This window comes from Clostridium facile (genome assembly GCF_014297275.1).
Lineage (GTDB): Bacteria > Bacillota > Clostridia > Oscillospirales > Ruminococcaceae > Massilioclostridium > Massilioclostridium facile.
In genome coordinates this window covers 959,732-983,309 of record NZ_JACOQK010000001.1, presented here as the reverse complement: position 1 = coordinate 983,309, position 23,578 = coordinate 959,732, and the positions used below count along the sequence as shown (strand labels likewise).

At 39.9% G+C, this 23,578-nt stretch carries 24 protein-coding genes; 15 read left to right on the top strand and 9 right to left on the bottom strand.

From position 1 onward, the window contains the following. Positions 1–262: 262 nt before the first annotated feature. The 4 genes from H8Z77_RS04135 to H8Z77_RS04125 all read right to left on the bottom strand — a co-directional run bounded on the left by H8Z77_RS04135 (position 263) and on the right by H8Z77_RS04125 (position 3,480). A complete protein-coding gene (locus H8Z77_RS04135; protein ID WP_186996265.1) occupies positions 263–514 on the bottom strand; it encodes a hypothetical protein in 252 nt (83 codons plus the stop codon). A 174-nt stretch (positions 515–688) separates the two neighbouring features. After that, positions 689–823: a hypothetical protein gene (locus tag H8Z77_RS11565; protein ID WP_286165428.1), complete on the bottom strand. Its 135-nt coding sequence runs from the start codon at positions 821–823 to the stop codon at positions 689–691. A gap of 163 nt (positions 824–986) precedes the next feature. Then, positions 987–1,646, bottom strand: coding sequence for a TIGR03936 family radical SAM-associated protein (locus H8Z77_RS04130; protein WP_186996264.1), 660 nt, complete (start codon positions 1,644–1,646; stop codon positions 987–989). Next, positions 1,639–3,480 carry a TIGR03960 family B12-binding radical SAM protein gene (locus tag H8Z77_RS04125; RefSeq protein WP_186996263.1) on the bottom strand — a complete coding sequence of 614 codons (1,842 nt, stop codon included), beginning with the start codon at positions 3,478–3,480 and terminating at the stop codon, positions 1,639–1,641. The genes H8Z77_RS04130 and H8Z77_RS04125 overlap by 8 nt, the downstream gene beginning before the upstream one ends. 315 nt (positions 3,481–3,795) lie before the next feature. Between H8Z77_RS04125 and H8Z77_RS04120 the strand changes: the two genes are divergently transcribed. From H8Z77_RS04120 to H8Z77_RS04090, 7 genes are all read left to right on the top strand, one after another. After that, a complete protein-coding gene (locus H8Z77_RS04120) occupies positions 3,796–4,542 on the top strand; it encodes a ClpP family protease (RefSeq protein WP_186996262.1) in 747 nt (248 codons plus the stop codon). After that, on the top strand, positions 4,523–4,726 hold the full coding sequence (locus H8Z77_RS04115; RefSeq protein ID WP_069988923.1) for a YlzJ-like family protein: 204 nt from the start codon (positions 4,523–4,525) through the stop codon (positions 4,724–4,726). The genes H8Z77_RS04120 and H8Z77_RS04115 overlap by 20 nt, the downstream gene beginning before the upstream one ends. 40 nt (positions 4,727–4,766) lie before the next feature. Continuing rightward, positions 4,767–5,639, top strand: a complete 873-nt coding sequence (locus tag H8Z77_RS04110) for an undecaprenyl-diphosphate phosphatase (protein ID WP_286165427.1) — start codon at positions 4,767–4,769, stop codon at positions 5,637–5,639. 123 nt (positions 5,640–5,762) lie between these two features. Next, a complete protein-coding gene (locus tag H8Z77_RS04105; protein ID WP_186996260.1) occupies positions 5,763–8,252 on the top strand; it encodes a DNA translocase FtsK in 2,490 nt (829 codons plus the stop codon). Between the two features lie 26 nt (positions 8,253–8,278). After that, positions 8,279–10,183 carry a YgiQ family radical SAM protein gene (locus H8Z77_RS04100; RefSeq protein WP_186996259.1) on the top strand — a complete coding sequence of 635 codons (1,905 nt, stop codon included), beginning with the start codon at positions 8,279–8,281 and terminating at the stop codon, positions 10,181–10,183. After that, positions 10,132–11,037, top strand: coding sequence for a ComEC/Rec2 family competence protein (locus tag H8Z77_RS04095; protein WP_186996258.1), 906 nt, complete (start codon positions 10,132–10,134; stop codon positions 11,035–11,037). Before H8Z77_RS04100 ends, H8Z77_RS04095 begins: the two co-directional genes overlap by 52 nt. Before the next feature lie 16 nt (positions 11,038–11,053). Beyond that, complete coding sequence (locus H8Z77_RS04090; protein ID WP_186996257.1) at positions 11,054–11,269, top strand: DUF3006 domain-containing protein; 216 nt, start codon at positions 11,054–11,056, stop codon at positions 11,267–11,269. A gap of 362 nt (positions 11,270–11,631) precedes the next feature. Here the strand turns inward: H8Z77_RS04090 and H8Z77_RS04085 are convergent, their stop codons facing one another. Further along, complete coding sequence (locus tag H8Z77_RS04085; protein ID WP_186996256.1) at positions 11,632–11,979, bottom strand: TIGR04076 family protein; 348 nt, start codon at positions 11,977–11,979, stop codon at positions 11,632–11,634. Positions 11,980–12,268: 289 nt separating this feature from the next. On the opposite strand from H8Z77_RS04085, the gene H8Z77_RS04080 reads away from it, so the two are divergent. From H8Z77_RS04080 to H8Z77_RS04070, 3 genes are all read left to right on the top strand, one after another. Continuing rightward, positions 12,269–12,940 (top strand): response regulator transcription factor, encoded by a 672-nt coding sequence (locus H8Z77_RS04080; RefSeq protein WP_069988916.1) that lies wholly within the window; start codon positions 12,269–12,271, stop codon positions 12,938–12,940. A gap of 89 nt (positions 12,941–13,029) precedes the next feature. After that, complete coding sequence (locus H8Z77_RS04075; RefSeq protein WP_186996255.1) at positions 13,030–14,397, top strand: HAMP domain-containing sensor histidine kinase; 1,368 nt, start codon at positions 13,030–13,032, stop codon at positions 14,395–14,397. 129 nt (positions 14,398–14,526) lie between these two features. Further along, positions 14,527–14,925, top strand: a complete 399-nt coding sequence (locus H8Z77_RS04070; protein WP_186996254.1) for a thioesterase family protein — start codon at positions 14,527–14,529, stop codon at positions 14,923–14,925. Between the two features lie 447 nt (positions 14,926–15,372). On the opposite strand, the gene H8Z77_RS04065 is transcribed toward H8Z77_RS04070, so the two are convergent. The 4 genes from H8Z77_RS04065 to pyrB all read right to left on the bottom strand — a co-directional run bounded on the left by H8Z77_RS04065 (position 15,373) and on the right by pyrB (position 19,168). After that, positions 15,373–16,695, bottom strand: a complete 1,323-nt coding sequence (locus H8Z77_RS04065) for an MATE family efflux transporter (protein ID WP_286165650.1) — start codon at positions 16,693–16,695, stop codon at positions 15,373–15,375. A gap of 538 nt (positions 16,696–17,233) precedes the next feature. After that, complete coding sequence (gene trxA / locus H8Z77_RS04060; protein WP_069988911.1) at positions 17,234–17,548, bottom strand: thioredoxin; 315 nt, start codon at positions 17,546–17,548, stop codon at positions 17,234–17,236. Beyond that, entirely contained in the window at positions 17,545–18,117 is a 573-nt protein-coding gene (locus H8Z77_RS04055; protein ID WP_186996252.1) for a flavodoxin family protein, read from the bottom strand. The genes trxA and H8Z77_RS04055 overlap by 4 nt, the downstream gene beginning before the upstream one ends. Beyond that, positions 18,110–19,168, bottom strand: a complete 1,059-nt coding sequence (pyrB, locus tag H8Z77_RS04050) for an aspartate carbamoyltransferase (RefSeq protein ID WP_069988909.1) — start codon at positions 19,166–19,168, stop codon at positions 18,110–18,112. The genes H8Z77_RS04055 and pyrB overlap by 8 nt, the downstream gene beginning before the upstream one ends. A gap of 196 nt (positions 19,169–19,364) precedes the next feature. Between pyrB and H8Z77_RS04045 the strand changes: the two genes are divergently transcribed. From H8Z77_RS04045 to H8Z77_RS04025, 5 genes are all read left to right on the top strand, one after another. Next, positions 19,365–19,619: a hypothetical protein gene (locus H8Z77_RS04045; protein ID WP_186996251.1), complete on the top strand. Its 255-nt coding sequence runs from the start codon at positions 19,365–19,367 to the stop codon at positions 19,617–19,619. A gap of 979 nt (positions 19,620–20,598) precedes the next feature. Then, the gene (locus H8Z77_RS04040; RefSeq protein ID WP_069988907.1) at positions 20,599–21,609 is read left to right on the top strand and encodes a PhoH family protein; all 1,011 of its coding nucleotides are present in this window, start codon (positions 20,599–20,601) and stop codon (positions 21,607–21,609) included. Beyond that, on the top strand, positions 21,563–22,066 hold the full coding sequence (ybeY, locus tag H8Z77_RS04035; protein WP_069988906.1) for an rRNA maturation RNase YbeY: 504 nt from the start codon (positions 21,563–21,565) through the stop codon (positions 22,064–22,066). The genes H8Z77_RS04040 and ybeY overlap by 47 nt, the downstream gene beginning before the upstream one ends. Next, a complete protein-coding gene (locus tag H8Z77_RS04030; RefSeq protein WP_186996250.1) occupies positions 22,056–22,589 on the top strand; it encodes a diacylglycerol kinase family protein in 534 nt (177 codons plus the stop codon). Before ybeY ends, H8Z77_RS04030 begins: the two co-directional genes overlap by 11 nt. An 88-nt stretch (positions 22,590–22,677) precedes the next feature. Beyond that, positions 22,678–23,544 carry a restriction endonuclease gene (locus H8Z77_RS04025; protein WP_186996249.1) on the top strand — a complete coding sequence of 289 codons (867 nt, stop codon included), beginning with the start codon at positions 22,678–22,680 and terminating at the stop codon, positions 23,542–23,544. Positions 23,545–23,578: the final 34 nt, after the last annotated feature.

Sequence of the window (23,578 nt, the reverse complement as noted above, 5' to 3'; positions counted from 1 at the left end):
GTGGAATCGAGTAGATAGTAGAATGTGTATCGTATGTTAGCGAAATTCCGTCCATATTTTCCCTTGTCACACTTGTTTGAAAAAATTATATTGACAAATGAAAGCCTGTCAGACTGTTATCTGTATAGTCTCTTGTAAACGATATTTTTAGACTGCCAAAATGCACTAAATGCCGTAAGTGAGAACCGAAACCGCAAAAATAATAAGAAAGGCTACTATTTACTTTTACCATCGACTTTTCGTAAATTTGTATGTGGTTGATTCAACTCCATGCCATCCGATAAAGTTTTTTCTGTTCTAATGTTAAATCAGGAGTGCTGAATTTTGACTTTTTGATATCTTGAATGAAGCATACAATCATATAGACAATAGGGATTTCCAATGTAATCACTATAAGAATGGTGTGTTGGAACCCTGCTATCATCAAAATAACATTTGCTAGAAAGATGATAGCAAGAATAATTGTAATTCCTTTTTTCAAGGGGCTTGTATCCTTAAAAAAATTTCGTTTCATTTTATCCCGCCTTATTGTAACTTGAATTTACAAAAAAACAATAACTGGCACGAGTACAGCCATAAAAACCATAAGAGCAATCCTTACAATCACGATCCTCCTCTTTTGTTTTTTTAAATGATATTGTTTCATATACCGTACCATCATTGTAATCATTGCAATCGGAATAAATTCCTATCCAACAAAGATAGCAATCTTGCTTTTTACTCCAAAAGTCAACAGAAAAAAATTCAAGAAAAAGCCAATTACAAAAATCAATAATCCGCCTTTTAGTAGTGGCAGAAGAAATCTACGGTTTGGATCTTCCATGTTATCCACCTTCTTATAAGTTTTATCCTCTATTGTTATAATACCAAAACGTTTTTCTATTTGCTACTGTTAAAAAATATAAAAAACGAATTAAATTTTATACATGATCCCGAAAATAGCAGAAAAAATGTTCCAACCAAAAAAATAGTTGGAACATTTTTATCTATTCAAAACGTTTTCCATCAGAACGGAGAATATCAGTACGCAGTACATCACAATGGGTCATTATGTTTGGATAAGTTTTGCAAAATTCATCCAGATATAGACTTGGATTAATATTATTAGCACCGGCTGGCAGCTTTACTTTCCACAGCAGGCAATCTCCATCCAGTTGATACTGGCTTTCCAAAAGTTCCGGCTTAATATCAATTCTTTTCATGCCTTTTTTGGTTTTCTTTTCCACCTCAATCCAAGGCTCCGAAAGGAAATCTGTCCAAGCGGTTTCTAGCTCCTGTAAATCATCCCCATACAGCCGGATTTGGTAACAGGCTGCCGCAATTGTATCCACTTTGTCCCGTTTTTCCACTACACGAAATACTTCCAGTCCCTCTGGGAGTGCCTCGTTCATTCTCTGTTTGACTTCCTCAAAGGGAACTTCTTCAATTAAACGGAAGTCCATTACCTCATAGTTACTCTCATATCCTAAGGAAAGGGGGAGGGCAAACGTCAAATAGATATGGGTATTGAACCCCTGGGTATACCACACCGGCAATCCGGCACGTTTTAACGCACGCTGCATGCAACGATTAATATCCAAATGAGAAATATACTTTAACCGTCCAGTTTTTTTGTAGAAAACACGGATATCTTTAAAATCATTCAAAGCAAGGCCCTCCAATCAGTTTATTGGCAGAACAGCCAGAACACTGCAACCGGCAGTTTGGCGTCACTTTTTCCTGTTTTGCCTTTTCGTTTTCCCGTTTCAGGAAAGATTCGCTGATCCCATAATCCAGATGAGACCAGGGCAGCACTTCGGAGAAGTCACGGCGGCGGTTGGCGTAAAATTCCATGGTCAAACTGGATTCTTCCATCGCTTCCTGCCAACGGTCGAAGAAAAAGTTTTCTTCCCAGGAATCAAAATAACAGCCTTTTTTCCAGGCGCGGTAAAGGACTTCTCCCAAACGACGGTCACCCCGTGCCAGTACCGCTTCCAATTGGCTGGTATGGACTTCATGCCAACTTAAACGAATTTTTTTGGTTGTTGTGCTCGCTACCATGTGTTTTTGTTTTTCTGCTACCATTTCTGGAGTGTCCTGTGGTTCCCATTGGAATGGAGTAAACGGCTTTGGTACAAAAGTAGAGGCGCTGATGGAAACACTGACCCCACCTTTTCCTTTTTTACGGTTTGGTAGGCTGTAATATAGGTCAACTACCTTTTGCCCCAGTTGGACAATTCCTGCTACATCGTCCATGGTTTCGGTTGGCAGCCCCAACATAAAATAGAGTTTGACGGAGGTATATCCACCCTCAAACGCAATTCGGCAGGTAGACATCACTTCTTCTTCAGTGACATTTTTATTGATGACATCCCGCAAACGTTGAGTTCCCGCTTCTGGCGCAAACGTCAAGCCGCTTTTGCGGACTTTCGCGATCTTCTCCAGTAATTCGTCGGAGAAATTATCAATCCGCAAAGAGGGAAGGGAAAGGTTGATTTTGTTTTTTTCGGTATAATCCATAAATGTGTCCAGCAATTGTGGCAGCTGGGAATAATCGCTAGTAGAAAGGGAGGACAAAGAAACCTCCTCAAAGCCTGTGTTTTCACACAGGGCTTTCCCTTGGGCACAGAGGACATCTGGAGATTTTTCCCGCAAAGGACGGTACAGGAACCCCGCCTGGCAAAAACGGCATCCACGGATACAGCCACGCATCAGTTCAATCATACCACGGTCATGTACTGTTTGGATAAACGGCACAATAAAAGTATCCGGATAGGTGACGTTGTCCATATCCTTGATAATCCGTTTGGTCACTTTTTCCGGTGCTCCATGGGTTGGCGTAATGCTGGCAATGGTACCATCCTGGTTGTAATCCACTTCGTACAGGGATGGCACATAGATTCCGCCTATCTGGGCAGCTTTTTGCAAAAACGCTTCTTTGCTCCAGCCTTGCTGTTTTGCCTCGTCATATAGGTTTACCAGTTCCTGAATCACTTCTTCCCCTTCTCCCAGCATAAAGAGGTCAACAAAATCCGCCAGGGGTTCCGGATTACAGGCACAGGGGCCGCCTGCCACGACCAGGTTGTGCAGCCCTTTCCGTTCCGAAGCCTTTACTGGAACTCCACCTAAATCCAACATATTTAAGATATTAGTGTAGGAAAGTTCATATTGCAGGGTAAAGCCGATAATATCAAAATCGGATAATGGGTCAAAGCTTTCCAAAGCGTACAACGGGATGTTATGCTGTTTCATTTGCTTTTCAAAGTCCAGCCAGGGCGCAAAAACCCGCTCGCACCAGCAGTTTGGCATATCATTCAACACCTGGTACAGGATTTTCATTCCCAGGTGGGACATGCCCACCTCATAGGTATCAGGAAAACAAAAGGCGAACCGTACTGTTACTTGGTCTTTTTTTTTGTAAATACAGCCTAATTCCCCACCTACATAGCGGGCTGGCTTTTGTACCAATGGTAGCAGCTGTTCAATGGCTTGTGGTACCATAATTTTAATATCCTCCTCATTTATTTGTGATAGAAAAGGCAAAACATAGCCTGTTTTTTAAAAGGACATATATTTTTAAATTATACCATAATTCCTGTTGTTTCTCAAGAACAAACAAAATAGAAAAGAAATTTTTCCTAAAATGCTGTTTGCTTCAAAATAAAGAGCTAGTTTCTACAAAAAATTTTTGTTTTATAGGTTATTATTCATATTGGAACCATGAAAAAATAGAAATTATCCAATTGCGATTAGAATAGTTTCCTTCCTTTCTGCCACACTAATAAGGAGTTTATAATGGTAAAAGGAGGAGCATTTATGAGCGAAGAAAATTTCGAACCTGTTATTAAACCAGATGAGGAAACCAATAATGATAGCACTGTAGAGGAACGCAAACAGGATTTAAACGAAATTATCGAAACAGGGTCGATTACAACTCAGGGAAAATATCCCATCCATTGTTTGACGATTATCGGACAGATAGAAGGACATTATATCCTTCCACCTCAAAATAAAACTACCAAGTATGAGCATGTGATTCCGGCATTAGTGGCGATTGAGCAATCTCCAGATATTAAAGGGCTTGTTATTATCCTGAATACCGTAGGGGGGGATGTGGAAGCTGGTTTGGCAATTGCGGAATTAATCTCCGGAATTAAAAAACCCACTGTTTCTTTAGTGCTGGGAGGAGGGCATTCCATTGGTGTACCATTGGCGGTTTCTGCGAAACGGTCTTTCATTGTACCATCCGCCAGTATGACAATCCATCCAGTCAGGATGAGTGGTCTAGTGCTTGGTGTACCACAAACCCTTTCCTATTTTGAGAAAATGCAGGATAGAATTATTGGTTTTGTCACGGAAAACTCCAATATTACAGAGGAAAAATTCCGCCAGTTGATGATGAATACCGGGGAATTAGTAATGGATGTTGGTACCGTATTAGATGGAAAAATGGCGGTGGAATCCGGTCTGATTGATGAATTGGGTGGAATTTCGGATGCGATTGAGTGTTTGTATCAAATGATTGAAGAGGAGGAAAAAGCGGATGATACAAACGATAATTGACTTAAATGAAGTATTTGATATGAACTATGCGAAAAAAATTCCTGAACAACAGTATAAAAGGGTTGATAATTGCATACTATTTGGTGTAAAATGTAATGAGGGTTTTCGTGTAAACCAGATTTTCAGCACCAATCCAGCTGATTATTTAAATCCCAGCTATCAATCGGGAAATATCATTCATTAACCTGCGGTTTTCGCAGGCTACATAAATGGAGGAGAATATTTTGTCAATTATCGAATCATTTATTCAAGCCATCGTACAGGGACTGACAGAATTCCTGCCAGTTTCCAGTTCAGGACATCTTTCGTTGGTACAGCACTTTTTTGGGGTAAATGGGGAAAGCGCCGTATTTTTTACCATCCTGCTCCACTTGGGTACCTTGGTAGCCGTATTTATCGCGTTCCGAGAATTAATCTGGAAATTAATTAAAGAGTTCTTTTCCATGATTAAGGATATTTTTACCGGAAAATTCTCCTTTAAAAAGATGAATCCAGAGCGAAATATGATTATTATGTTAATCATTGCGTTGTTGCCGCTGATTCCAGTGTACTTCTTCAAGGATTTCTTTACCGGAGTCGCTTCCGATGCGGACATCATTGTAGAAGGGATTTGCTTCTTATACACCGCAACGATCCTGTTTTTATCCGACCGTTGTGGTCATGGTAAAAAAACAATTGGTCAGATTAATACCCGCAATGCTTTAACCATTGGTATTTTCCAGTGTGTTGCGTTGCTGCCAGGGGTATCCCGTTCCGGTTCTACGATTTCCGCTGGTTTATTCTGCGGTTTATCCCGTAAAACAGCTGTGGAATTCAGCTTTGTACTTGGAATTCCAGCCATCATTGGCGGATGTCTATCCGAATTTGGAGACTTAAATGCAGAAGGGGTTGCAAGTATTGGTATCGCCCCCATGATAATTGGGTTTGTGGTATCCGCTGTTGTAGGTTTCCTAGCAATTAAACTGGTGCAATGGCTGATTAATTCGGACAAATTCAAAATTTTCGCAATTTACACTGCGATTCTCGGTGTAATTGTACTTGTGTTAGGCATTATTGAACATGTTTCTGGCCAGACAATTATGCAGATGATTGCGTAAAAATCGTTTTCAATAGTTTATGTTTATGGCAACACACTGGAAGGGAACCGTTCCTTTTCTTTGTGTTGCCTCATTGTCGTTTTATTGACATGGTTTTAAATTAAAAAAGACGGAGGAAGAGGGATGGCAACAAAAAAGCGGACATCCACCAAAAAGACAAAATCTGCAACAAAAAAAACAACTACACCCCGCAGCAGTTCCACTAAGGGAAAAACGCCTGTGAAAAAGACGACTACCAGAAAACCAGCTGCCAAACGGGAAGAACAGCAACAATACCAAAACCATCGGAGGCATCTAGTTTGCATTTTGACGTTTGGGATTGGTTTATTGGTTACTGCATTCGCCTTTATTACAGGGCAGAATATCTGGACAGGTGTCCACAACTTCCTGTTTGGTTTGTTTGGAATACCAGCCTTTTTTATTGGGCCGATTATCATGGTGATGGCGGTCCTTTCCGCAAGGGAAAGAACTGTTTTTTCCATCCAACAAAAACTGTGGCAGATTATTGTATTGTTTATCCTGATTTGTGGGGAAGTACAAGTGTTAAGCAGCCAGCAGCCTGTAGGCGCTAACTTGGGGGATAAACTGCTGTTCTGCTATGATACTGGAACCCAGATCAAAGGCAGTGGGCTGGTAGGCGGATTGATTGGAATGCCGTTGACTGCTGCTTTTGGCAAAACGGCATCAGCGGTTTTGCTGGCTATTCTCATTTTTATTGTATTGCTTATTTTAACCGGCGCAACGTTAATTGGATTTTTCCGTGGTATGACAAAGCCAGTGAAAAAACTGGAAGAAGGATATGTCCAACGTCGGGAACTGCGGGAAGAAGGGCAGGGAAGCCGGTTTGATATTGATGTAGACCTGGGACCGGAATCTATGCCAGAACATCCAGTAGCTTCCCCAAAACGGTTTTGTGTCCCCGATATTGGGGAAGAAGAACCAAAACAATCTAGAAAAGAGAAAAAACGAAAGAAACAGGAAGCTATCCCTGAGTTAACAACAGAGGAGATTTCTGCTGTTCCAGAAGAAGCCGCCCAGTTGGATGACCTGGTGAAAAAAGCGGCTGTCCCACCAGAAGAGCAACCGGAGATAAAACCCGACCCAACCATTGGGGACGAGCTTTCCACTCGTTTGCAGGAGGATCACCAAAACCAATATAAATTTCCTCCGATCAGCCTGCTAAAAGCACATACGAAAAACAATAACCGGGATGTTAGTGGGGAACTGCGTGCCAACGCTGACCGTCTGGTGGATACCTTAAAAAGCTTTGGGGTGGAAACCAGGATTATTGATATCTGCCGTGGACCAAGTGTAACCCGCTATGAATTGCAGCCTTCTGCCGGGGTGAAAATCAGCAAGATTACCAATCTGGCGGATGATATTGCCCTCAATTTGGCGTCTGGCGGAGTGAGGATTGAAGCACCAATTCCCAACAAAGCTGCTGTAGGAATTGAAGTCCCCAATAAGAAAAACGATATCGTCATGCTGCGGGAAATTGTGGAGGATTCTTCCTTCCGCCAGGCAAAAAGCCCGTTGTCCTTTGCTTTGGGTAAGGACATTGCTGGAAACCCAATGGTGGCGGATATCGGAAAAATGCCCCATGTGCTGATTGCAGGCTCTACCGGTTCTGGTAAGTCGGTTTGCATCAACTCATTGATTATCAGCTTAATCTATAAGAGTTCGCCGGATGATGTCCGTTTGTTGATGATCGACCCAAAAGTAGTAGAATTAGGAATTTATAACGGCATCCCCCATCTGTTGGTTCCAGTGGTAACCGATCCCCGGAAAGCTGCTGGCGCATTGGGATGGGCCGTTACCGAAATGCTCAACCGATACAAATTGTTCGCGGACAACAGTGTCCGGGATATTAACGGCTATAATCGGATGGCACACAATTCAGAAGACGTTGCGCCGTTGCCCCAAATTGTGATTATCATTGACGAGTTGGCCGATTTGATGATGGCAGCCTCCAACGAGGTAGAGGATTCGATCTGCCGGCTGGCGCAGATGGCACGTGCGGCTGGGATGCACCTGGTCATTGCGACCCAGCGCCCCTCTGTGGATGTTATCACTGGCGTAATCAAGGCAAATATTCCAAGCCGTATTGCGTTTGCGGTTTCTTCCCAGGTGGATTCCAGAACCATTTTGGATGGCAGTGGGGCGGAAAAATTATTGGGAAAAGGGGATATGTTATTTTCCCCTGTTGGTTCCCAAAAACCCACTCGTGTACAAGGCTGTTTTGTCAGCGATGATGAGGTAGAACAGGTAGTGGAATTCATCAAATCACAGGAAACCGCCGATTATAGCGATGACATTATCGAAGAAATTGAAAAACAGGCAGTGGCAGAACCGCAAAAACAAAATGGTGGTGGAGGTTTTGATGACCACGACGTCATGTTACCAGAAGCCATTGAGTGTGTTGTGGAAGCGGGACAAGCCTCTACTTCTTTCCTGCAAAGGAGGCTGAAGCTGGGGTATGCCCGTGCGGCACGAATTATGGATGAGATGGAACAACGTGGAATTGTCGGACCTCAAGAGGGGAGCAAGCCACGTCAGGTACTGCTCAATAAACAGCAATGGATTGAAATGAACCTCAATCAGAACAACGATTAGTTTAATTTTTTGGAATGGAGTTTTTTATGTCAGGATTTTTACCTATTTCCAAACAGGATATGAAAGACCGTGGAATAGAACAGTTGGATTTTATCTGTATTACAGGGGATGCTTATGTTGACCATCCCAGCTTTGGGATGGCCATTATCTCCCGTGTCATTGAATCCGAAGGGTTTACCGTTGGGGTAATTGCCCAGCCTAACTACCATAGCCTACAGGATTTTCAAAAACTAGGGAAACCAAAATACGCTTTTCTGGTCAATTCTGGAAATGTGGATTCAATGGTGACCCACTACACCGTTGCAAAACGGCGTAGGCATGACGATGCCTATTCCCCAGGGGGAAAGGGAGGCTACCGCCCAGACCGGGCAGTCAATGTATACTGCCAAAAACTGCGGGAAGCTTTTGGGGAAGAACAGCCCATTATCATTGGCGGGCTGGAAGCCTCCCTTCGCCGTTTTGCCCACTACGATTATTGGGATGACGCAGTCCGCCCCACAATTTTACTGGAAAGCAAAGCGGATTTATTGGTTTATGGTATGGGGGAATTGCAGACAAAAGAGATTGTCCACCGCCTTGCCAACGGAGAGTCCATCAAGGAGTTAACCGATATCCGAGGTACATGCTATTTAACAGAACCAGTCAACACCCCGTGGGGGGCAAAAGAATGTCCCAGCTTTGACCAGGTAGTCGCCAGTAAGGAAAGCTATGCGAAAGCTTGTAAAATCCAGTTCTTAGAACAGGATCAGATTACAGGTAAGACAGTAATCCAACGCCATGGAAACTGGATGTTGGTGCAAAACCCTCCCATGCGTTCCTTAAACCAAAAAGAACTGGATCGAGTGTATGCCTTGCCATATATGCGGACTTACCACCCAGTATACGAACCAATGGGTGGTGTTCCCGCAATCCAGGAAGTCGAATTTTCTATTGCCCACAATAGAGGATGTTTTGGGGATTGTAACTTCTGCGCTATTACACTACACCAGGGCAGACATGTTACCTGCCGCAGTGAAAAATCCGTCCTTGCGGAGGCAAAAAAATTGACCCAATTGCCAAACTTTAAAGGGTATATCCACGATGTGGGAGGGCCAACAGCTGATTTTCGCAAACCTTCCTGTCAGAAGCAGAATGAACATGGAATGTGCCGGGGCAAAAAATGCCTCGCTCCAACTCCATGCAAAAACCTGGAAGTAGACCACAAAGAATATTTACATATGTTGCGGGAACTTCGGCAATTGGACGGGGTCAAAAAAGTATTTATCCGCTCGGGAATTCGTTACGACTACCTGATCGAAGACCCTGACCCTACTTTTATGAGGGAACTGGTGGAGCACCATGTCAGCGGTCAGTTAAAAGTAGCACCGGAACATTGTTCCAATCGGGTTTTGGACTGTATGGGAAAACCCCATGTGGAAATCTACAAAAAATTCATGGATCGGTTTTACCAAACTACAAAAGAGGTGGGGAAAGAACAATACCTTGTGCCTTACCTGATGTCCTCCCATCCGGGCTGCACCTTAAAAGAGGCTATTGAGCTGGCGGAATTCCTGAAAAAAGAGCATATCCGTCCAGAACAAGTACAGGATTTTTACCCAACCCCTGGAACCATTTCCACCTGTATGTTTTATACAGGGTACCATCCATTGACCATGGAAAAAGTATATGTGCCAAAATCATCCGAAGAAAAAGCAATGCAGCGGGCACTGCTCCAGTATTTTATGCCAAAAAACAAACCTTTGGTACTTAAAGCGTTGCGCCAAGCCAAACGTTTGGATTTAATCGGAACAGGCCCTAACTGTCTTGTCCGTCCGGATGGACCTTCCTCCAATCCACCAAAACAAGCGACCAAACAAACGAAAGGAAAACGGGGAACAAAATGGCAAAAAGGAAAAACTACTACCAAAAGAAAAACCGGAAAACGAAACTAGGCCGTGTAGAAGGAATCATTGCCACAGTTCTGGTTGTGGCGGCTGCAATCGCCTATTTTATTTATGACCATCTCCCTGCCCAGCCTTTGCCTGGGGATGGCGTCAGTGTCCATTTTATTGACGTTGGCCAAGGGGACAGCACCCTGATTCAATACGATGGGCATAATATTTTAATCGATGCCGGAGAAAATGACCAGGGGAATGTGGTAGTGGATTACCTAAAATCCCAAGGAGTGGATAAGCTGGACTTGATGATTGGAAGCCATCCTCATTCCGACCATATTGGTGGAATGGATACTGTTTTAAAAGCATTTGACACCGAAACCATTCTGATGCCGGAATTGAGCAAAGAAAACACCCCCACCACGAAAACATATCTGGAGGTGCTTTCCGCGGCAGAGCAACAAGGAAAAACCATTACAGTTGCAGCACCAGGTCAAACGTTTACCTATGGGCAGGCAAAAATTTCGATTCTAGGGCCAGTTCAGGAGTATAATGACCTAAACAGCAACTCTGTTGTGGCAAAATTCAGCTATGGAGATACCTCTTTCCTGTTTGGTGGAGATATGGAAGCACAAGCAGAACAAGATCTCTTGGAATCTGGTGCCAACGTTAAATCAACGGTGCTTAAATTGAGCCATCATGGAAGCAATACTTCCAACAGTCAAGATTTTTTAGATGCGGTACAGGCTAACGATTACGTTATCTGTGTTGGTTCCGGAAACAGTTATGGGCATCCCCATCAAGAAATATTGGACCGAATAGCTGGAAAATCTGTTTATCGTACTGACCTAAATGGAACCATTGTGTTCCATTCGGATGGAGCAAATTTGACGGTTACAACCGAAAGATAAAGACAGGTGATGGATAATGTGGAGTGTAGACCGGATAGAAAATGGTATTGCTGTACTAGAAAATGACCATAGAATACGGAAGAAAGTCCCCCTGGATCAGCTCCCGGTTGATGTTACAGAAGGGGATGTTCTGGTGGTACAGGACGACAATTATGTGGTGGACCAACAGGAAACCAACCGCCGCCGGGAACAGGCTTTTCAATTACAGCAGCGCCTTTTCCGAAAACAATAATAAAACAACCTTCTGTCATGAAAAACAGAAGGTTGTTTTATTATACAAGCCTTTATTGTTCAAAGCAGATTTGGTTTATTGTTGAGTTCCTCCCTCATACCACACCCAAACGAAATATTTAAGCAGATAATACGAACAGGCTATTCATTTTTTGGAGAATTAAAAGCCACAATATCACTTTTTTGTAGGAAAAGGTGATTGCGTATTCTGTGATAAAATTACGCAATCAAAAACCCAATTTTCTATGGATATAAATCTATGAATATAAATAAGTAGGATAAACGATTCAAATACATACAGACTACCCTTATTTTGCCTGCGTTTCGTTATATAGTCCGCCAACAAAACGGCGGACAATCAAATTAATCAAAAAATTTTCCCTTATAAAAATTAGGATTTCCAAGTTTTTTTGCTGTTAAGCGGAACATGACGCATCCATCTGGACATACAATCTCCTTGCTGTATTTGCTATTGCCTCCAATATTCTCTAAATTGCCGCCACTTCTCATAGCCTCCATAATAGGAAACAGAACCATCATTACTTTGGAACAGATACCCTGTCCATCCTGATTGACGGGGCACCCATAGGTGCAGGTGTATTGATCCCCAATTTCTTCCCCATTTCGGCAATACCGCTCTGTATGGTCGCCACGCAGAAAGCCTGTCACCTCAATTTGAAATTCATATTCCTCATCATACCATTTCTTCATACTTTAACCTCCCAATCATCTTTTATCGTTTTTACAATATAACTTAATTATACTATATAGCCACAAGGAATGCTATTGTTTTTTGATTTCTGGAAACAGTCTTATCCAACATCCATCAAGGTGATTCTATTAGTATTCTTTCGGTGTTTTCTTTGAAAAAAATAGTTTGAATCTAACCTATTTCCATGGTATGATAAATAGAGGAAAAGTTTGAGCAGATTTGTAAAAAATTTTATTCCATCACAATTCTATGACAATTGCGTGGTAAAATCATACATGAGGTGAAATTATGCTGAAAATATTAGTAGCAGAAGACGAAGCAAAACTGCGGTATATTATATGCGGTTATTTAAAAAATGAAGGATATCAAGTAGAAGAAGCTGCGGATGGAGAGGAAGCTTTGGAAAAATTCTATAGTGACCACTTTTCTATGGTTTTACTGGATGTAATGATGCCAAAAATGGATGGATATGAGGTGTGCCAAGAAATCAGAAAAGTTTCGGATGTCCCAATTATGATTTTAACAGCCAGAAATACAGAGTTTGATGAATTGATGGGTTTTAAATATGGAGCGGATGAATATATTTCTAAACCATTTAGCCCTAAAATACTGGTAACCCGGGTAAAAAGCCTGTTAAAACGTGCTGGTCTGCTACAGGAAAGCGAGTTTATCCTGGGGGATTTAAAAATTGTATACCGGGAGCACTGCGTTTACCAAGGGGAGCAGAAAATTGCATTGACCCCAAGGGAATACGACCTACTTTGTTATCTGGTAGCGAATAAAAACCTTGTCCTCAGCCGTGACCAGATCTTGCAATCGGTTTGGGGAATGGATTACGAAGGGGATTCCCGTACTGTAGATACCCATATTAAATGTTTGCGGGTAAAAATCCCAGTTACTCAACAGTGGATTAAAACGGTAAGAAAATGTGGATATAAATTTGAGGTTAATGAAGAATGAAAATCGGTATTAAAAAGAAACTATTTTTAATCATTTTCTTGATTTTTTCCCTCAATATTATAACCGTCCTTTTATTTGGCGGAACCTTTTTGGAACAGTTCTATATCCACAATAAAAAGCAGGAACTGATTCAATCCAGTATTTCTATTCAACAAGCCTATAGCCAAGATGGTATTACGGGATTACAGGAACCTTTACAAGAATGTGCCGCCCAAAATACTACTGTTTTGGTGTATGACCAAATCCAACGGAATTTTATTTTTTTGGGTAACCAGAATACCAATGTAGACCCAAGGATTGAATCTGAATTATGGCTCCGTCAAGCGGAACAAGACCAAATTTTTAATAAGCTGCAAGGACGAAAATATGTGTTTATGGAAGCGGATGGCCAGCTGACGGATTCCATTTATTTTTATACCAAACTAAATGAGCATACTTATCTGTTTATGGAAACTCCAAAAGCCTACATTGAAACAACAGCTAATACGGCGTTGCAGTTTTTTGCATATGTTTCTATAGGGGCTTTGGTGTTGGGAATTTTGGCAACCTATTTTATGGCGTCTAAAATTGTCCGTCCCATTAAACAGATTGACTCTACAGCACAAAAAATTTCTAATATGGATTTCAGCGAAAAATGCGATGTGCATACTGGGGACGAAATTGAAGCCCTTGCGAATAGTGTTAATAAAATGTCGGATGCGTTAAAACAGAATATCGATATTTTAAAACGGGATTTGGAGCGGGAAGAACAAACCAATAAAATGCGCCGTGAATTTGTAGCCAATGTATCCCACGATTTTAAAACCCCGTTGAGTTTGATTTCCGCTTACAGCGAAGCCCTAAGGGATAACACGGAACCAGAAAAATCAGGGGAGATTTGTGATATTCTTGTGGAGCAAAGCAATACCATGAGCCAACTGGTCAATCAACTACTTACCTTAACCCAGTTGGAAAGCGGGATGATGACATATGAAATGTCCTTTTTCAGTATCAATGAGCTGGTTTCTACCGTAATACACAACTGTAAAATTTTACTGGAGAAAAAAGGTATTACAGTGCAGTCCAACCTTGAGGAAGAAATGATGGTTCAGGGGGACTTTAACCGGATTGTCCAGGTGTTTACCAATATCTTTGAAAACGCGATCAAATATGTGGATGAAAAGAAAAAAATTTCCGTTTGGCTTACCAGGCAAAACGGAATGGTGCGGGTAAACCTGTTTAACTCCCATCCTCCTATTCCACAACAGGATTTAAACGAGGTGTTCGACTTATTTTACCGTGCGGATAAATCCCGTACAGCAAGTGCTAAAAGCTATGGGATTGGTCTCGCAATTGTAAAAACCATTATACAAGCCCATGAAGGAAATTGTGGTGCTTACCATAAGGATGGCGGAGTTGTTTTTTGGTTTGAGCTCAAAGAATTTGTATTTGAAGATGACGAGGAAGAATTTGAATAAAATAATTCCTTTTCTTGCTCATATCTGTTATAATATTATCTAGCTATAGAGAAACAAATCGTTTTTTGCCAAGCGCAATTTATGATGTTTCTATCAATAGATTTAAAACAGGAAAGGATTTTTATTACTATGGAAAATATTACACCAGGCTTACACGCAGAACAAACGATTACAGTTACTAAAGAATTGTTGGCATCCAATGTGGGCAGTGGGGACTGTGATGTATATGCAACCCCAATGTTGGTGAATTTCATTGAGAATACTGCCGCCAATCTGGTAAAAAACCATTTAAGCGATCCGGCGCTCACTTCAGTTGGAACATTGATAAATATCCAACATCTGGCGGCTACCCCAGAAGGAATGCAGGTTACAGCAAAGGTAGAAATCACCGAAGTGGACCGTAAACGTATTGTATTTACTGTTGAAGTACAGGATGCGGTGGACTTGATTTGTAAGGGCACCCATGAACGTTTTGTAGTGGAGAAAGAGAAATTTTCTTCTAAAGCAAAAAATAAAGCTAAAAAATAATCACTTGCTACTATATGGCTGATGAATTTATCAAATATAGATTCATCAGCTTTTTTGATAGAATGATTGTTTCGATAGGGGTTATAAATCAGTATCACAGTATAAGCTTAAGAGAAAAAAGGAGAATTTGATGGGGGTTTTAGGGGTTGTATTAATCATTATTGCCTGTATTTTTGTTATTTATCGGATGGCAACAGATAAAAACACAACTACAACACAATTTATACTGTGTACTGGCATATTTATATTTGCATTTATGATTCTATTCTTTATTCCAGAAAACCTGAAAAATTTATTTGGAATCCTTTTTAGTATCTATATGACAATAGCGCTTATCATAATGTGTGTTATCGAATGGAAAAAATGGAAAACTAAAAAGGAGAACCGAAAAAAATATCCCCATCGCCATAAAAAGAAAAGACGTTGATTTATTCAACGTCTTTTTTATCAGTTGCTTTTTAATTGCCATCTGGAACCACGGTACCGGATAACAAAACAAATAGCGCGGAATAACCAGTCAATTGTCATGGCAACCCAAACTCCAAATACTCCTAAATGAAGGAATTGCGCTAACACAAAGCTAAATGCGATTCTCCATACCCACATGGAAACAATCGAGGTGACCATACAAAAGCGCACATCATTGGAAGCACGTAGTGTATTTGGTAGAGTGAACGAAAATGGCCAAATCGTGACGCAACAAATGGAATGGTATAGAATCAACTGTTTTGTAATCATCCCTGTTTCTGGAGTTAGATTATAAATCCATAAAATTAGTGGCAATCCCAGATCAATGATGATATTAATTAAAATCATCGACAGATAGGTAATTCGCAATAATTTACGGGTGTAAAATCGAACCTGTTCATAATCTCCGGCGCCGACACAGCGGGAAACGACTGTAATCGTGGCTAAGCCAATCGCCATTCCAGGTAAAATCTGAAAATTCGCAATCGTGTTAGAAACAGCGTTTGCAGCAATGGAAGCGGTACCAAAACCAGCTACTAGGCTAAGTACTAAAATTTTTCCCAATTGGAACATACTATTTTCTAGACCATTTGGGATGCCAATCCGCAAAATTTTTTTGATGAAATGGAAATTTAGTTTAAACTGAAATGGTTTTGTGAGATGGACTAATAAATTCTGTTTCCGCAATAATACAATAATTAAAATCGCCGCAACAATACGGGAAAACAGGGTAGGGATTGCCGCACCGGCAACTCCCATTTGGAATCTGTATATTAAAATCGCGTTTCCAATCACATTAATGATATTCATAATAAGTGTAATGATCATCGAAATATTGGAGTTTCCCATAGTGCGAAATAGAGCGGCTCCTCCATTATACAGGGCGATAAATGGAATGGACAAAGAAACTATTACTAAATATGTATTGGCATACCCCATAACATCGCTATCAATTTTTCCAAAGACACCATGCAAAATCCAGTTTTTACACAGATACATTAGAACCATAATTATAATTGAAAAAAATGTAATAAACAAAACCAATTGGTCGGCAGCTTTGCAAGCCTCTTTTTGCCGCTTTTGTCCTAAATATTGTCCGGCAACGACGGCACCTCCTGTTGCCATAGCGGCAAACACATTAATTAACAGGATGTTTACGGTATCTACCAAAGAAACACCGGATACTGCCGCCTCTCCAACGCTTGCAATCATAACACTATCCGCCATTCCAACAGTAACTGTTAAAAATTGCTCTATAATCAATGGGATGATTAGTTTTACTAACATTTGATTGTCAAACATCAACGAATTTTTGGATAATTTTTTTGAAAATGATTTCAAATAACATCCTTCTCTCATCTTTATAGGATCGAAGCTATGACAAGAAATTTACTTGTCATAACTGTTATTGTTTCTATAAACTGTTTTAAAGATTTCTTGTTTTTCTGGAAAAATCGGAATATTAAAAAAGTATTTCTGAATTTAATTTTATTAAATAGTTTTCAAACTAGACAAGTTGTTTTACTTTACATATATTAAAACGAGTTGATTGCCTTTAGCACTTTAAAAAACGTATTTCATAGAACATAAAATATTTGGCTTTGCTAAAAAAGGGAGTATTCATTGCTACTTCGCATTAGGAACTGACAATTAAAAGCTCAAAAACCCGCACTTGTAAAGTGACCCAACATCGTGTAAGCCTTCTAAAACTGGCTTTCCTTTAGCAGCTGTTGCAAAGCCAGTTTACTCATCTTCGTTAGAGCTGATTTTCCAAGGAAAAAGGAACACAACGAAAAAAGGAAACGTTGTACAACGTCTCCTTTTTTTACATAAAATTATTTTAGAATCCAAATTCCTTTAACACAATGGTTTTTGGTTTGATACCAACAATTTTATTTATCATTTTACCATCTTTCAGCAACATCAGGGTAGGAATAGTGCGGATTCCAAATTCAGTTGCCAATTCTTTGCTTTCATCAATGTTCATTTTTGCGACAATTGCTTTTCCATCCAATTCATCCGCAATTTCTTCTAATACAGGTGCGAACATTTTGCATGGAGAACACCAGTCAGCATAAAAATCCAAAATAATTGGCAAATTGGTGTTAAATACAACTTCATTGAAATTTTCTTCATTAATATGGATTGTACTCATTTTACATCTCTCGCTTTCTGTTCCATATCAGATATTTTAATATTGCCAGGATCATCGGTATTGCTGGCGAATAATGTTTCCGCTATACCGATATCCAAACAGTCAAAAAACATGCCGGCTGCTAGTTGCAGCATGGGAAAAAATTTGGTGGTATCCGCTCCACAGGTAGAGATTAAAACACCACGGCGCAACTTTTGGTTCACACCTTTTCCATCCTTGAATTTAACCGCATATTTTTGTTGAGCACGGTCAATCAATGCTTTTAAAGGGGCGGGGAAACCGCTAAAATAAACGGGGGATGCAAGAACTACTGTATCCGCCTGTTGTATTTTTTCCAACAGTTGGTCGTATTGGTCTTTTTGGTTCCAGATACACACACCAGTTGTATCACATTTTTCACAACCCAAGCATGGTAGATATTTTTTCTCGTAAGCATAAATATATTCTATTTCCATCTGGTTGTGCAGCTTATTCTGCAGTTGTTCTAAATATAAGCTGGTTAATATGTGAGTATACCCTTTTTTGTTTGGGGACCCAAACAGTACTAATACTTGTTCCGGTCTACTCATGGGCATCACAATAAGAACAACACATAACGCCATCTTTATCGCGGTAAAAATAACGTTTTAAATAAGTTTCACTTTGAGTAATACACCGTGAGTTAGAACAAATTTTTTCAGGATAAATTTCTCCTTTGATACTTGTTTGCGTATTTTGTTCCAAAATATGCAGAATTAAGGACATACGGGCATACACGCCATGGTTTGCCTGCTTAAAATAAACAGCCCTTGGATCATCATCCACAGCGATTTCAATCTCATCCACTCTTGGCAATGGATGGAGAATGCAAAGGTCCTCTGGAGCCAAACGCATTTTCTGGGTATCCAACCGGTATACATCTTTTTGTTTCAAATATTCTTCTTTGGATTCAAACCGTTCCCGTTGAATCCGGGTCATATACAATACATCCAGTTTTGGAAGTGCTTCTTCTAATGTAGAAATTTCTTCGTATTCACAGTTGGAATTGAGGATGATTTTTTTCATGTAATCAGGAATCGTCAATTCTTTGGTGGAAATTAAAATAAATTTATTGCCAGGGTAATGGATCATCGCTTTGATGAGAGAATGGACTGTACGCCCGAATTTTAAATCCCCGCATAATCCAATTGTCAGATGGTCCAAATGCCCTTTTTCGTGCATTAAGGTTACCAAATCGGTTAACGTTTGGGTTGGGTGGAGATGCCCTCCATCGCCTGCATTGATAATTGGGCACTCTGCCACTAATGAAGCCGCTTTTGCGGCGCCTTCGGAAGGATGACGGATCGCGATTACATCAGCGTAGTTGCTGATTACTTTTACCGTATCCTTTAAATTTTCACCTTTGGAAACAGAAGAGGTTTGGGGGTTGTCAAACCCAATAATCTGCCCGCCCAGTTTTAACATCGCGGTCTGGAAAGACATCTGTGTTCTAGTAGAAGGCTCATAGAATAATGTTCCCAAAATTTTTCCAGATAATTTTCCATAATACGCTTCTGGATGAGCTTCGATTTCCACTGCCTTGTGGACAATTTGATCCAGTTCCTGGATCGAAAAATCATCAAGGTCAATTAAATGTTTCATCGTTTCACTCCCAAAATTATAATGACAATCATTTTATTTCTTACTTATTCTATCACAGTTTGACGAATTTTAAAAGAGCCATGCTTATTTTTTTGAAAAAGAAAAATTTTTGCAAAAAACAGTTGACAAACAAAATGAATCACGTTATAATATAAATAAAGAACAAATGTTCTTTTTGGATGAAAGGAGTTTTATTATGAAACGTTTTATGTATTTAGTTTCGTTCCTTGGTGTTTTAGTAGTATTAGGAGCGCTTGGTTCCTTTGACACAGAAAAAATTAGTATAACTGTCTTTTTTGGAAAATCATTGGTAGGAATTATGCTGATTATTAGTGGTGTAATTGCATCTTCTTTTTGTGTAAAAGCAAGAGAGAAAAAGCGTCATCCTTATTTCATACGTTTTTTATCCAATAAACATATGAAAAAGCATTTTAACCATCCTGCCGCATAAAAGAACATATGTTTTATTCCATGAATTGATTTTTGCAATCCACATTTTTTAGGTTGTGGTTCGGTGTAATAGGATTCTGAAATAAAAGTAAAGAATTAAACAACTCCCATGTTACATCCTTTACTTTTTAATTCCCCGATGCTCAAGTAATAAAAGGATCTCAGTATACTTTTTTCTGTTTCCTGTAACAATGAAACAGTATTGCCTCCCAACGATACCGTTTCAACGGTTGTGCCTGATTCTATCCTCTAAAATTTCGGCGGACAGAAAACCACAACAATAGTATAAAAGCACTTATGTGCAAAATAAACCCTAATCTATCATCTATAAAAATAGATTAGGGTTTATTTTTATTATAATAGGGAAAACTTTTTATAATCAATAAAATTATATAATATTTATTAAAATATTTTAAAAATTAATAAAAATACTATTTCGTTTTACTATAATATGGTGTATAATAAACTTAATAAAAGAAGAAAGGGATGACATCCAATGGAAAAAAGAAGCAACTTTTGTGGTGTTATTCAAAAAACAACCATTGATCTCTTACAATTCTAACACAAAACAGTATTAAAATAATAATAATATAAACGATTCTGATAGATGGCAAGCCGGCAAATATAGCTTCTTCTTATTATTTGTTAAACAGGCACCAGTTTTCTGTGTTGCCAAAAGATAAACCAGTTATTTTTCATAAAATTTATTTTCCATTGCATAATGCCGGTGTGATAGGAAAAAAATAGTTATGTTTTTGTCAATAATGCAGAAAATAGTAAAATTCATAAAAAATGGTTTCTTTTTCATCGTTTTGTGTTATAATAGAATTATGTTAAAAGTACATAAAATACTTTAAACGTTTTATTGTATTTATACAACACATCCTTCTGTGAAATTGAGCAATATATCAAATTATATCATTTGTATTTTGTTAATTATCCACAAATATGAAAGAAGCAAAGTGAGGTTTTCATTTTAGATGCTGGAACAAGTTATCAATATCGATCGAATGGAACATACTTTGGCATTGTTCGGTAGCTTTGATGAGAATATTAAATTGCTGCAATCTGAGTTTCATGTTACAATCATGAGCAGAGGTAGTGATATTAAGGTATCCGGTGAGGTAGAAAATGTTCTTTTAGCGCAAAAAGCGATTGAACAAATGCTGGTTGCCTTAAATCGTGGGGAAACATTAAACGAACAAAACGTGCGTTATATTATTTCCATGGTGAAAGAAGGCAAGGCGGAAAGCCTGACCCAGCTGGTGACAGATTGTATTTGTATTACCTCAAAAGGAAAGCCAGTTAAAGTAAAAACGCTGGGCCAGAAAAATTACACTGAAGCAATAAAGAACAACACAATTACACTGAGTGTTGGTCCTGCGGGTACAGGAAAAACCTATTTGGCTGTGGCAATGGCGGTGCGCGCCTTCCGCGCCAACGAGATAAACCGGATTATTTTAACCCGGCCCGCTGTAGAGGCAGGGGAAAAGCTGGGGTTTCTTCCTGGAGATTTACAAAATAAAGTTGACCCTTATTTGCGCCCACTATATGATGCTCTCTTTGATATGATGGGCGCGGAACATTTCCAACGGTATTTAGAACGCGGCAATATTGAAGTAGCCCCTTTAGCTTATATGCGCGGTAGAACATTGGACGACAGCTTTATTATTTTGGATGAAGCGCAAAATACTACATCAGAACAAATGAAAATGTTTTTAACCCGCTTAGGGTTTAACTCAAAAATTGTCATCACAGGGGATGTTACCCAAATTGACCTTCCAGATCGGCATAAGTCTGGTTTGATTGAGGCAACAAAAGTTTTAAAAGGGATCGAGGATATTGCAATTGTCCGGTTTACTGATAAAGATGTTGTGCGTCATAAATTAGTACAGGATATTGTAAGAGCCTATGACCAATACTATAAGGAGGATAAAAAAGGCCATGCAGAAAGTAAAAGTTCTCATAAGCAACAAACAAAACGCGGTTAAAATTCCAAGTGGGATCAGATTATTGATTCGCCGCTGTTGTCATGCTGTACTCAATTATGAGAATTTCCTGGAAGATGCAGAAGTAAGTGTTTCTTTTGTAGATAACAGTGAAATTCAAACATTAAATGCGGAGTATCGGGATAAGAACGCGCCAACTGATGTCCTATCATTCCCTTTAGGTGAAAACGGCGTGTACGATAAAAATCCAGATGGTGCCTGCATGCTGGGTGATATTGTGATTTCTATGGAAAAAGCGGTAGAACAGGCTCGCTTATATGGACATTCTTTACAGCGTGAAGTAGCTTTTTTAACGGTGCATTCTATGTTCCATCTGCTAGGGTACGACCATGAAGAAGGCGGCTTGCCTGCTGTGCAAATGCGTGAAAAAGAAGAAAAGGTACTTACAAATCTAGGTGTCGCACGTGGAGCAAGCTACGTATTAACGGATGAAATTTAATAACAAAGAATTCAAGGGGCTGGTAAAAAGTTTTTCGTATGCCTTCCGTGGAATTTGGTTTTGCATCAAAAACGAACGGAATATGCGGATTCATATTACCGCCTCTGTATTCGTTTTAGCCTTTTCCTTCATCTATGGTCTAACCCCAAACCAATATGCCATTTTGGCATTGACGCTGGGCAGCGTGATGATGTGTGAGCTTGTGAATACAGCAATTGAGGCAGTGGTAAATTTAACATCGGATTCCTATGATAACCTGGCACGGATTGCGAAGGATGTAGCCGCTGGGGCAGTATTGTTATGTGCTATTGCGGCTGTTGGCGTGGGAATTGCCTTGTTTGGAAATTGGGACAAGCTATTTGCTACCATCCAACAAATTATTTCAACACCTTGGTATATTATTGGATTTGCCTTATGGTTAGTACTTGGGATTGTATTTATCTTTCATGGGTTTCGGCCCAAAGAGCATACTGATACCGTCAAGATTTACCGTCCTAAAAAGTCCAATACAAAAATGAAATAGAATGACTATTCAGAAAAATAGCAATTCCAGCGATGAAACTGCTATTTTTCTGTTGTTTTATAGGAGGTTCACCATTTAAGGAGACAGCATGAAATATTTTACTGATGTACCTGCACAACACGAAATGATGTGTGAATTATTTCAGGCGATGAAAGAGTTAGGCGGTTCTGGCAGCCTTCACGAAATTGACGAAAAGACGATCGAATTGCTAAATATCTCACCGGAAATTCTGGAAGTAAAGCACAGTAGCAGCAATAAAACTGAGATTGAATATCGTCTGGCTTGGACCAGGTCTTATCTGAAAAAAGTAGGGATTTTGGAAAATTCCCTCCGTGGGGTGTGGTCATTAACCGCAAAAGGCCAGGAATTGGAAGAAATAGACCCAGTGGAGATTGTACTACAGGTACATAAAATGTTGCGATTAAAAAAGCAGCCTGACCCAGAATATCCTGAACAGGAAGAAATAGAAAATGAAGGGTTAGCTGTACCAGATGAAATCCAGGATTGGCGTGACCAGTTAAAAAATCTTTTGTTCCAATTAAAACCCGATGCCTTTGAACGTTTAACCCAAAGAATCTTACGGGAATCCGGCTTTGTCCAGGTAAAAGTAACTGGAAAAACTGGAGACGGAGGCGTGGATGGTACTGGTATAATTAAACTAAACGGAATGATTAGTTTCCATATGATTTTCCAATGCAAACGGTATACAGGAACCGTCCCTTCCAAAGAAATCCGGGATTTCCGTGGAGCCATGCAGGGTCGTGCAGATAAAGGGCTGTTTATCACAACCGGACGTTTTTCTTCCTCCGCCATTCAGGAAGCCAACCGTCCAGGCACCACTCCAATCGACCTGATGGATGGCGACGATTTAGTAGAAAAACTAAAAGAATTACAACTTGGCGTCCTACCTGTTACCGATTATATTATAGACGAATCCTGGTTTTTATCAATATAGATTGACAATACCTCTGATACGGGGTAAACTAAAA

What these genes read in the sequence shown, in the direction of transcription:
- H8Z77_RS04065 (WP_286165650.1), bottom strand. Translation starts at nt 16,695, where the DNA reads ATGTTTGACAATCAAATGTTAGTAAAACTAATCATCCCATTGATTATA.
- trxA (WP_069988911.1), bottom strand. Translation starts at nt 17,548, where the DNA reads ATGAGTACAATCCATATTAATGAAGAAAATTTCAATGAAGTTGTATTT.
- H8Z77_RS04080 (WP_069988916.1), top strand. Translation starts at nt 12,269, where the DNA reads ATGCTGAAAATATTAGTAGCAGAAGACGAAGCAAAACTGCGGTATATT.
- H8Z77_RS04055 (WP_186996252.1), bottom strand. Translation starts at nt 18,117, where the DNA reads ATGAGTAGACCGGAACAAGTATTAGTACTGTTTGGGTCCCCAAACAAA.
- ybeY (WP_069988906.1), top strand. Translation starts at nt 21,563, where the DNA reads ATGCAGAAAGTAAAAGTTCTCATAAGCAACAAACAAAACGCGGTTAAA.
- H8Z77_RS04125 (WP_186996263.1), bottom strand. Translation starts at nt 3,480, where the DNA reads ATGGTACCACAAGCCATTGAACAGCTGCTACCATTGGTACAAAAGCCA.
- H8Z77_RS04070 (WP_186996254.1), top strand. Translation starts at nt 14,527, where the DNA reads ATGGAAAATATTACACCAGGCTTACACGCAGAACAAACGATTACAGTT.
- H8Z77_RS04030 (WP_186996250.1), top strand. Translation starts at nt 22,056, where the DNA reads ATGAAATTTAATAACAAAGAATTCAAGGGGCTGGTAAAAAGTTTTTCG.
- H8Z77_RS04085 (WP_186996256.1), bottom strand. Translation starts at nt 11,979, where the DNA reads ATGAAGAAATGGTATGATGAGGAATATGAATTTCAAATTGAGGTGACA.
- H8Z77_RS04025 (WP_186996249.1), top strand. Translation starts at nt 22,678, where the DNA reads ATGAAATATTTTACTGATGTACCTGCACAACACGAAATGATGTGTGAA.
- H8Z77_RS04090 (WP_186996257.1), top strand. Translation starts at nt 11,054, where the DNA reads ATGTGGAGTGTAGACCGGATAGAAAATGGTATTGCTGTACTAGAAAAT.
- H8Z77_RS04100 (WP_186996259.1), top strand. Translation starts at nt 8,279, where the DNA reads ATGTCAGGATTTTTACCTATTTCCAAACAGGATATGAAAGACCGTGGA.
- H8Z77_RS04095 (WP_186996258.1), top strand. Translation starts at nt 10,132, where the DNA reads ATGGCAAAAAGGAAAAACTACTACCAAAAGAAAAACCGGAAAACGAAA.
- pyrB (WP_069988909.1), bottom strand. Translation starts at nt 19,168, where the DNA reads ATGAAACATTTAATTGACCTTGATGATTTTTCGATCCAGGAACTGGAT.
- H8Z77_RS04135 (WP_186996265.1), bottom strand. Translation starts at nt 514, where the DNA reads ATGAAACGAAATTTTTTTAAGGATACAAGCCCCTTGAAAAAAGGAATT.
- H8Z77_RS11565 (WP_286165428.1), bottom strand. Translation starts at nt 823, where the DNA reads ATGGAAGATCCAAACCGTAGATTTCTTCTGCCACTACTAAAAGGCGGA.
- H8Z77_RS04105 (WP_186996260.1), top strand. Translation starts at nt 5,763, where the DNA reads ATGGCAACAAAAAAGCGGACATCCACCAAAAAGACAAAATCTGCAACA.
- H8Z77_RS04120 (WP_186996262.1), top strand. Translation starts at nt 3,796, where the DNA reads ATGAGCGAAGAAAATTTCGAACCTGTTATTAAACCAGATGAGGAAACC.
- H8Z77_RS04040 (WP_069988907.1), top strand. Translation starts at nt 20,599, where the DNA reads ATGCTGGAACAAGTTATCAATATCGATCGAATGGAACATACTTTGGCA.
- H8Z77_RS04045 (WP_186996251.1), top strand. Translation starts at nt 19,365, where the DNA reads ATGAAACGTTTTATGTATTTAGTTTCGTTCCTTGGTGTTTTAGTAGTA.
- H8Z77_RS04115 (WP_069988923.1), top strand. Translation starts at nt 4,523, where the DNA reads ATGATACAAACGATAATTGACTTAAATGAAGTATTTGATATGAACTAT.